Genomic DNA, 9,537 nt, shown 5'->3' on the forward strand with positions numbered 1-9,537 from the left:
CGTGCTCGGCGACCTGGAGATCCACCGCGTCCAGCACCGTGCGCCCGCCGAAGCGGACGGTGGCGCCCTCGAGGCTCAACAGCATCTAGAACTCCCCGGATCTGTCGGTCCGCAGCCGCTCCAGGAGCAGCAGCGCCACCGCGCACACGAGCATCAGAATCGTCGACAGGGCCATCGCCTGCCCGTAGTTGATCTCGCCCGGCCGGCCCAGCAGCCGTGCCACGGCCACCGGCAGTGTCGGGTTGTCCGGCCGTGCGATGAACACCGTCGCCCCGAACTCCCCCAGCGACACGGCGAAGGCGAACCCCGCCGCGACGAGTACGGCCCGTCGCACCATGGGCAGGTCCACCTCCCGCCACACCCGCCACGGCGACGCCCCGAGCACCGCCGCCGCCTCCCGCAGCCGCACGTCCACCGCCCGCAGCACGGGCAGCATGGTCCGCACGACGAAGGGGACACCGACCAGTGCCTGCGCGAGCGGCACCAGGATCCAGGAGGCCCGCAGGTCCAGCGGCGGCTCGTCGAGGGCGATCAGGAACCCGAAGCCGACGGTCACGGCGGACACCCCGAGCGGCAGCATCAGCAGGGCGTCGAAGCCCCGCACCAGCCGTCCCGCGTCCCGCCGGATGAGCGCGGCGGACGCCAGGGTCCCGATCACCACGGCGATGGCGGTGGCCGCGACCGCGTAGCCCAGGGAGTTGCCGACCGCCTCGATCGGCGCGACCAGGAACACGCCCCCGTCGTCGCGGGTCAGCGCCCGGTAGTGGCCGAGGCCCGCGCCGAAGGACCGTTCCACCAGCACCGCGAGCGGCAGGAGCAGCAGGACGGCGACGGTGGCGACGACCCCGGCGAGCAGCGCCCACTGCCCGGCGCCGTGCGGCCGGCGCGCGGTCCGGGAGGCGTCCACCAGCCGCAGCGCGGTCTCCCGCCGCCGTACGGTCCAGGCGTGCAGGGCGAGGATCGCGCCCACCGCGGCGAACTGGATCATCGTCAGGACGGCGGCGGTGGACAGGTCGAAGATCTCCGACGTCTGCCGGTAGATCTCCACCTCCAGGGTGGCGAAGGTGGGCCCGCCGAGGATCTGCACCACACCGAACGAGGTGAAGGTGAACAGGAAGACCATCAGCGCGGCGGCGGCCACCGCGGGCGCCAGCGCGGGCAGCGTGACGGTCCGCCAGGCGGTGAACCGGGAGGCGCCGAGCATCCGCGCGGCCTCCTCCTGCCGCGGGTCGAGCTGCCCCCACAGTCCGCCGACGGTCCGCACCACGACGGCGTAGTTGAAGAAGACGTGCGCCAGCAGGATCGCCCACACGGTGGTGTCCAGCCGGACGCCCCACAGCTCGTCGAGGAGCCCGCCCCGCCCCACGAGCGCCAGGAACGCCGTACCGACGACGACCGTCGGCAGCACGAACGGGACGGTGACCACGGCCCGCAGCAGCTGTCTGCCGGGGAAGTCGAAGCGGGCGAGGACGTACGCGCCGGGCAGGGCGATCAGGAGGGTGAGGACGGTGGAGACCAGCGCCTGCCAGGTGGTGAACCACAGCACCTGGCGGACGTCGGACTGTGCCAGCACCTCCCCGATCCGCCCGAGCCGCCAGACCCCGTCGGCCTTCAGGCCCCGCGCGACGATCGCGGTGACGGGGTAGGCGAAGAAGACGGCGAAGAACGCGACGGGCAGGGCCATCAGACCCAGCCGCGCCGCGGTCCCGCGCCGCTTCGCCGCGGCCCGGCCCGCCTCGGCGGGGCTCGCCCCGGCAGGGCTCACTTCAGTACGAGCGAGGTCCACGACTTGACCCACTGGTCGCGGTGGTCGGCGATCCTCGCCGGGTCCATGGTCTCGGGCTTCTCGGCCTGAGGTCCGTACCGGGCGAAGTCCCCGGGCACCCGGGCGCCCTCGCGCACCGGGTAGACGAACATGTTGAGCGGCATGTCCTCCTGGAACTCCTCGGTGAGCAGGAAGTCGAGCAGTGCCTTGCCGCCCTCGGGGTTCTTCGCGTTGTCGAGCAGCCCCGCGTACTCCACCTGGCGGAAGCAGGTGCCCTCGGCGACACCGGTGGGCGCGGTCTTCGGCTTCGGGTCGGCGTAGATCACCTCGGCGGGCGGCGAGGAGGCGTAGGACACCACCAGCGGCCGGTCGCCCTTGGCCTGCTTGCCGCCGGCCGAGCCGGAGAACTCCTCGTTGTAGGCCTGCTCCCAGCCGTCGACCACCTTCACCCCGTTGGCCCTGAGCTTCTTCCAGTACTCCGGCCAGCCCTCGTCGCCGTACTTCGCGGCGGTGCCGAGGAGGAAGCCGAGTCCCGGCGAGGAGGTGGAGGCGTTCTCGACGACGAGGAGGTCCTTGTACTCGGGCTCGACCAGGTCGTCGAAGGTCTTCGGCGGAGTGATCCCCCGTTCGCCGAACCACTCCTTGTCGTAGTTGACGCAGACGTCGCCGGTGTCGACGGGCGTGACCCGGTGCTCGCCCTCGCCCGCCCGGTACTCGGGCAGGACCAGGTCGAGGCCCTTGGCCTCGTACGGCTGGAACAGCCCGTTGGCGAGGGCGCGGGACAGCAGGGTGTTGTCGACGCCGAAGAAGACGTCGCCCTGGGGGTTGTCCTTGGTCAGGATCGCCTTGTTGACGGCCGACCCGGCGTCGCCGTCCTTCAGGACCTTGAGCTCGTAGCCGGACTCCTTCTCGAAGGCGGCGACGACGTCCTCGGACACGGCCCACGAGTTGTGGCTGACGAGCGTCACGGTCTTCTGCCCGCCGCCGCTCCCGCCGTCGCCTCCGCCGTCGGAGGAACCGCAGGCGGACAGCATGAGCAGGCCCAGCCCGGCGGCCAGGATCGTGACCTTCTTGGTGGTGTTCACCGGTTTTTTCCTCCTGGAGGCGACCAGGAAGAGACGCGGCCCTGCCCGGGACCCCCTCACAGGTGTCCCGGGCAGGGCGCAACAGCTCGAGTGAGGACCGATCTCCCTACCCAGAATGACCTGGGCGAGGTTCGGAGGGTCTGCGGCCGATGCCGCACTCTCAGCGCTGTGGCGCTCCCCTGTCGGAAAATGAACGTGTGGTTACCCGGTATGCAGTTGTCCGTCCTTGCGCCGGTCAGGCTACCTCTCGCTCGCGGCGAGCTGGCCACAGGCCCCGTCGATCTCCTGTCCGCGGGTGTCCCGGACGGTCACCGGCACACCGTGCGCGGCGATCGCGTCCACGAACGCCTTCTCGTCCTCGGGCCGCGAGGCGGTCCACCGGGAGCCGGGCGTCGGGTTGAGCGGGATCAGGTTGACGTGCACGGGCTTGCCCTTGAGCAGCCGCCCGAGCCGGTCACCGCGCCACGCCTGGTCGTTGATGTCCCGGATCAGCGCGTACTCGATGGACAGCCGCCGCCCGGACCGGGCCGCGTACTCGAACCCGGCGTCCAGGACCTCGCGCACCTTCCACCGCGTGTTCACGGGGACGAGGGTGTCGCGCAGTTCGTCGTCGGGCGCGTGCAGGGAGATGGCGAGGCGGCACTTGAAGCCCTCGTCGGAGAACCGGTTGATCCCCGGCACCAGCCCGACCGTCGACACGGTGATGCCGCGCTGGGACAGCCCGAGGCCGTCCGGCTCGGGGTCGGTCAGGCGGCGGATGGCGCCCACGACCCGGTTGTAGTTGGCGAGCGGCTCGCCCATCCCCATGAAGACGATGTTGCTCAGCCGCGCCGGCCCGCCGGGGACCTCCCCGTCGCGCAGCGCCCGCATCCCGTCCACGATCTGGTGCACGATCTCCGCGGTGGACAGGTTCCGGTCGAGACCGGCCTGCCCGGTCGCGCAGAACGGGCAGTTCATGCCGCAGCCCGCCTGCGAGCTGATGCACATCGTCACCCGGTCCGGGTACCGCATGAGCACCGACTCGACGAGGGTGCCGTCGAACATCTTCCACAGCGTCTTGCGGGTGGTGCCCTGGTCGGTGGACAGGTGCCGGACGACCGTCATCAGCTCGGGCAGCAGTGCCTCCTGCAGCTTGGCCCGGGAACCGGCGGGGATGTCGGTCCACTGCTCCGGGTCGTGCGCGTACCGCGCGAAGTAGTGCTGCGAGAGCTGCTTGGCCCGGAACGGCTTCTCACCGGCCGCTGCGACCGCCTCCTTGCGCTCGGCGGGCGTGAGGTCGGCGAGGTGCCGCGGCGGCTTCTTGGATCCGCGCGGCGCGACAAAGGTCAGTTCTCCGGGCTTAGGCATGGCTGTACCAGTGTCGCAGATCCATCGGGGTGACCGTGCGGACCGGCCGCGGGGCTCCCCGGGCCGTCCCGGGGGCCCCGCCGGAGCCCTCCCGTGAGGGTCCGGGGACGGCGCGGGCCCCCGCGCCCGGTGGGGCGCGGGGGCTCGCAGGGTGCCGGGACGGCCTGCCGTGTCAGCTCCCGACGAAGACCACCAGCAGCAGCCACACCACCGGTGCCGTCGGCAGCAGGGAGTCCAGGCGGTCCATGATGCCGCCGTGACCGGGTAGCAGGGTGCCCATGTCCTTGATGCCGAGGTCCCGCTTGATCATGGACTCGCCCAGGTCGCCGAGGGTGGCGCTGACCGAGACCGCGAGCCCGAGCAGCAGCCCCTGCCACCAGGTGCCGTCGTCGATCAGGAACTGCATGCACAGCGTGCCCGCCACCATGGCGAAGGCGACCGCGCCCAGCAGGCCCTCACGGGTCTTGCCGGGGCTGATGCGCGGGGCGAGCTTGTGCGTGCCGAAGCGCCAGCCGACGGCGTACGCGCCGGTGTCGGCGACGACCGTGATCACTATGAACGTCAGTACCCGCCAGGGCCCGTCGTCCGCGGCCAGCATCATCGACACGAAGGTCGCCAGGAACGGCACGTAGAACGCGGCGAAGACCCCCGCCGTGACGTCCCTGAGGTAGTTCTCCGGCGGCTGGGCCATCCGCCAGACCAGCACCGCCAGCGCGGTGAACGCCATCGCGGTCCACGCGCCCTCGGCACCCCGGACGTACCCGGCGACGATCATGGCCGCGCCGCCGACGGCGAGCGGCACGAGCGGCGCCTTGATGCCCTTGCGCTCCTCCAGCCGCTTGGTCAGCTCCCGCAGGCCCACCACGATGGCGATGGCGACGACGCCGACGAAGACGGCCTTGACGACGAACAGCGACACGGCGACCAGCGCGCCGAGCCCGAGGCCGACCCCTATCGCGGCACCCAGGTTGCGCCCCGCGGTCTTCTTCTGCGGTGGGGGTGCCGGCTGCGGGGTGTCGGACATGGGCTCCGGATTCTGCGGGATCTCCCCGGGACGGGGGCGCGCCCGCGCCGGCTCGTCCCGGAACAGGGGACCGCCCGGCCGGGCCACCCCCTGGTCCGCCTCCTGCCCGCCGCCGTGTTCGGGTGCGCCGGACACGACCGGCACGGGGCGAGTCTGCTGCGCGTAGTGCGCTTCGTACGGGGGACCCGCCGGTACAGCTCCCTGGGCGGGCCCCTGGTCGGGCGGCCCCCAGTACCCGGCCTGCGGCGCCCCCCAGGAAGAGTCGTTCATCAGACCTCGAGCAGTTCCGCTTCCTTGTGCTTCAGGAGCTCGTCCACCTGGGCGACGTACTTCGCGGTGGTGTCGTCGAGCTCCTTCTCCGCACGGCGGCCCTCGTCCTCGCCGACCTCGCCATCCTTGATCATCTTGTCGATGCCGTCCTTGGCCTTGCGGCGCACGGCGCGGATCGAGACCTTGGCGTCCTCGCCCTTGGCCTTGGCGACCTTGATGTAGTCGCGGCGGCGCTCCTCGGTCAGCTCCGGGAACACCACGCGGATGATGTTGCCGTCGTTGCTCGGGTTGACGCCCAGGTCGGAGTCGCGGATGGCCTGCTCGATGTTGCGCAGCGCGCTCTTGTCGAACGGCGTGACCACGGCCATGCGCGGCTCGGGCACGGAGAACGAGGCCAGCTGGTTGATCGGCGTCAGCGCGCCGTAGTAGTCGGCCACGATCTTGTTGAACATCGCCGGGTGCGCACGGCCGGTGCGGATCGCGGCGAAGTCCTCCTTGGCGACCACGACGGCCTTCTCCATCTTCTCCTCGGCTTCGAGGAGGGTCTCTTCGATCACCACTTGCTCCTGCGTGTCTTGAGTAGGCCCGGCCGCGGTTCCCCGTCGGGGTGACGGCCGGCTGCGTCGCGTCTTCTTCCTGCACGGTTCCCGACCGGTGGGACATTGTCCATCCCCCGGCCCGGCCCGTCCCGTCCGTCCCCCGAGGGTGTCGCCCTCCGGACGGGTGCTTGTGGTCCGGTCACTTCCGGTCCGTCGGGTCACCCACCAGTGTGCCGATCTTCTCACCCTTGACGGCGCGCGCGATGTTGCCCTCCGCCAGCAGTTCGAAGACGACGATGGGGAGCTTGTTGTCGCGGCACAGGGTGACGGCCGTGGCGTCGGCGACCTTCAGATCACGCGTGATGACCTCGCCGTACCCGAGGTGGTCGAACTTCACCGCGTCGGGGTTGGTCTTCGGGTCGGAGTCGTAGACCCCGTCCACACCGTTCTTGCCCATCAGCAGTGCCTCGGCGTCGATCTCCAGGGCGCGCTGGGCGGCGGTGGTGTCGGTGGAGAAGTACGGCATGCCCATGCCGGCGCCGAAGATGACCACGCGGCCCTTCTCCAGGTGCCGTACGGCCCGCAGCGGGATGTAGGGCTCGGCGACCTGGCCCATGGTGATGGCGGTCTGGACCCGGGAGTCCACGCCCTCCTTCTCCAGGAAGTCCTGGAGCGCGAGGCAGTTCATCACGGTGCCGAGCATGCCCATGTAGTCCGAGCGGGCCCGGTCCATGCCGCGCTGCTGGAGTTCGGCGCCACGGAAGAAGTTGCCGCCGCCGATGACGATGGCGATCTCGGCGCCGTCACGGACGACCGCCGCGATCTCGCGCGCGATGGCGTGCACCACGTCGGGGTCGACGCCGAGGCCTCCGCCCCCGGAGAAGGCCTCACCGGACAGTTTCAGCAGAAACCGTCCGTGCACTGTGCCGTCGTCGCTCTTCTCAGCCTTGGTCATCGGGGATCCCGCCTCTTTCACCTGTTGCACATACGAAGGAGGCCACTGCCGGTGGGGTGTGCTACGCATCCCATGCGGCAATGGCCTCCTCGTCAGATCTGCTGTCGTCCGGCACGCGCGCGTGCGTGACGGCGTGTGCGAACGACTGCTGACGACCCTATAGGGGTCGCGCGCCCGTCGCGGTACGGACTCAGATGCCGACCTTGATGCGCGTGAAGCGCTTCAGGGTGACACCGGCCTCGTCCAGGACCTTCTGGACGGACTTCTTGTTGTCCAGCGCGTAGGGCTGGCCCAGCAGCGTGGCGTCCTTGAAGAAGCCGTTGAGGCGACCCTCGACGATCTTCGGCAGGGCGGCCTCGGGCTTGCCCTCCGCGCGGGTGGTCTCCTCGGCGACGCGGCGCTCGGTCTCGACGACCTCGGCCGGCACGTCCTCCTTGGAGAGGTACTGCGGCGCGAAGGCGGCGATGTGCTGGGCGACGCCCTTGGCGACCTCGGCGTTGGGCTTGTCGAGCTCGACGAGCACACCGATCTGCGGGGGCAGGTCGGGCATCGTGCGGTGCATGTACGCCGACACGTAGCCGTCGGCGAACTGGGCGAAGCGGTCCAGGACGATCTTCTCGCCCAGGTTGGCGTTGGCCTCGTCGACGTACGCCTGGACGGTCTTGCCGGCCTCGATCTCGGAGGCGAGCAGGGCCTCGAGGTCGGCCGGGGAGGTCGCGACGACGTGCTCGGCGATGGCGGTGGCCACGGCCTGGAACTTGTCGCCCTTGGCGACGAAGTCCGTCTCGCACTTCAGCTCGACGAGGACGCCGGAGGAGTTGTCGTCGGCGATGATCGAGACGACGGCACCGTTCTCGGCGGAGCGGCCCTCGCGCTTGGCGACGCCCTTCTGGCCCTTGATACGGAGCGCCTCGACGGCCTTCTCGACGTTGCCCTCGGCCTCGTCCAGCGCCTTCTTGCAGTCCATCATGCCGGCGCCGGTGAGCTCCCGGAGCTTCTTGACGTCGGCGGCGGTGTAGTTCGCCATGAGTCTGTGAATCTTTCTCGAAGTCTGGAGGATCGGAGATCTGCGGGGTCCGCGGTCCACAGTGGACTGTCCGGGCCGGGGAACCGTGACGCGCCGCGCACCTACGGGTGGACGGCGGGAGCGGACTTCGTGTCGCCCGCTCCCGCCGTCATCAGCCCTGACGGTGGATCAGGCCTGGTCGGCCTCGGCGGCCTCGGTGGCCGGGGCGGCGTCGGCCGCGGGGGCCTCCTCGGCCGGCTTCTCGGCCTCGTCGGCGGCCGGAGCGTCGGCGGCCGGGGCCTCGGCGGCGGGGGCCTCGGCGGCGGCCGGGGCCTCGTCGGCCTTCTTCTCACCCTCGAGCAGGTCGCGCTCCCACTCGGCGAGGGGCTCGCCGGCGGCCTTCTCGCCCTTGCCCTCGGTGGCGACACCGGAGCGGGAGATGAGGCCCTCGGCGACCGCGTCGGCGATCACGCGGGTGAGCAGGGTGACGGAGCGGATCGCGTCGTCGTTGCCCGGGATCTTGTAGTCGACCTCGTCGGGGTCGCAGTTGGTGTCGAGGATGGCGACGACCGGGATGTTGAGCTTCCGGGCCTCGCCGACCGCGATGTGCTCCTTCTTGGTGTCCACGATCCAGACGGCGCTGGGCACCTTCTGCATCTCGCGGATACCGCCGAGGGTCTTCTCCAGCTTGGCCTTCTCGCGGGAGAGGACCAGCAGCTCCTTCTTGGTGAGGCCGGAGGCGGCCACGTCCTCGAAGTCGATCTGCTCGAGCTCCTTGAGGCGCTGCAGACGCTTGTAGACGGTCGAGAAGTTGGTGAGCATGCCGCCCAGCCAGCGCTGGTTGACGTACGGCATGCCGACGCGGGTGGCCTGCTCCGCGATGGCCTCCTGCGCCTGCTTCTTCGTGCCGACGAACATGACCGTGCCGCCGTGGGCGACGGTCTCCTTGACGAACTCGTAGGCGCGGTCGATGTACGACAGCGACTGGAGCAGGTCGATGATGTAGATGCCGTTGCGCTCCGTGAAGATGAAGCGCTTCATCTTCGGGTTCCAACGACGGGTCTGGTGACCGAAGTGGACGCCGCTCTCCAGCAGCTCCCGCATCGTGACGACGGCCATGGCCGTATCTCCTTGATTTTCTCGGTTGTGCCGCGGGAACCGGCGGCTCCCGCACCTGACGCCCGCGACGCGCCGTTGCCACGAAGGACCGAGGGGCGCTGACACCGGGAGCGGTCGTGACCGGTCCCGATGTCGGGGCGTGCGAAGTCGACCCGGTGACCCGGATCGCCATCAGAAGTGTACGGGACCCACGGGGCACCGGGTGACGCCGTTGTCCACAACCGGGTGGCGATCCACAGGTCCGGGCCGTGATCACGGTTTCCGGGGAAGCTCTCCGGCATGCGAGTGAGCCGATTTCCGAGGATCTGGGCACGCCTGGCCGTCCTGCTGGTCCTGACCCCGACGGTCCTGCTGTCCCCGCCGCCGTCGCCCCCGCCGTCGGCACTGTCGCTGCTGCTCACGGCCGGGGCGGGGGCGACGGCGGCGG

General features: G+C 70.5%; 8 protein-coding genes. All 8 read right to left on the bottom strand.

Annotated features, from left to right (window positions below; translation table 11 throughout):
- Positions 1–85: 85 nt before the first annotated feature.
- The gene (locus tag AOK18_RS12405; RefSeq protein ID WP_055694370.1) at positions 86–1,786 is read right to left on the bottom strand and encodes an ABC transporter permease; all 1,701 of its coding nucleotides are present in this window, start codon (positions 1,784–1,786) and stop codon (positions 86–88) included.
- A complete protein-coding gene (locus AOK18_RS12410) occupies positions 1,762–2,850 on the bottom strand; it encodes a thiamine ABC transporter substrate-binding protein (protein ID WP_167738675.1) in 1,089 nt (362 codons plus the stop codon). The genes AOK18_RS12405 and AOK18_RS12410 overlap by 25 nt, the downstream gene beginning before the upstream one ends.
- Positions 2,851–3,090: 240 nt before the next feature.
- Positions 3,091–4,197: a dual-specificity RNA methyltransferase RlmN gene (gene rlmN / locus AOK18_RS12415; protein ID WP_055570384.1), complete on the bottom strand. Its 1,107-nt coding sequence runs from the start codon at positions 4,195–4,197 to the stop codon at positions 3,091–3,093.
- A gap of 172 nt (positions 4,198–4,369) precedes the next feature.
- The gene (locus AOK18_RS12420) at positions 4,370–5,491 is read right to left on the bottom strand and encodes a phosphatidate cytidylyltransferase (protein ID WP_055694371.1); all 1,122 of its coding nucleotides are present in this window, start codon (positions 5,489–5,491) and stop codon (positions 4,370–4,372) included.
- Positions 5,491–6,048, bottom strand: a complete 558-nt coding sequence (gene frr / locus AOK18_RS12425; RefSeq protein WP_055694375.1) for a ribosome recycling factor — start codon at positions 6,046–6,048, stop codon at positions 5,491–5,493. Before frr ends, AOK18_RS12420 begins: the two co-directional genes overlap by 1 nt.
- Before the next feature lie 181 nt (positions 6,049–6,229).
- A complete protein-coding gene (gene pyrH, locus AOK18_RS12430; protein WP_055694372.1) occupies positions 6,230–6,985 on the bottom strand; it encodes a UMP kinase in 756 nt (251 codons plus the stop codon).
- A gap of 190 nt (positions 6,986–7,175) precedes the next feature.
- Positions 7,176–8,012 carry a translation elongation factor Ts gene (gene tsf, locus AOK18_RS12435; protein WP_055606142.1) on the bottom strand — a complete coding sequence of 279 codons (837 nt, stop codon included), beginning with the start codon at positions 8,010–8,012 and terminating at the stop codon, positions 7,176–7,178.
- 168 nt (positions 8,013–8,180) lie between these two features.
- Positions 8,181–9,110, bottom strand: a complete 930-nt coding sequence (gene rpsB / locus AOK18_RS12440) for a 30S ribosomal protein S2 (RefSeq protein ID WP_055694373.1) — start codon at positions 9,108–9,110, stop codon at positions 8,181–8,183.
- Positions 9,111–9,537: the final 427 nt, after the last annotated feature.

The sequence above is a fragment of the Streptomyces prasinopilosus genome (assembly GCF_001419695.1).
Classification (GTDB): domain Bacteria; phylum Actinomycetota; class Actinomycetes; order Streptomycetales; family Streptomycetaceae; genus Streptomyces; species Streptomyces prasinopilosus.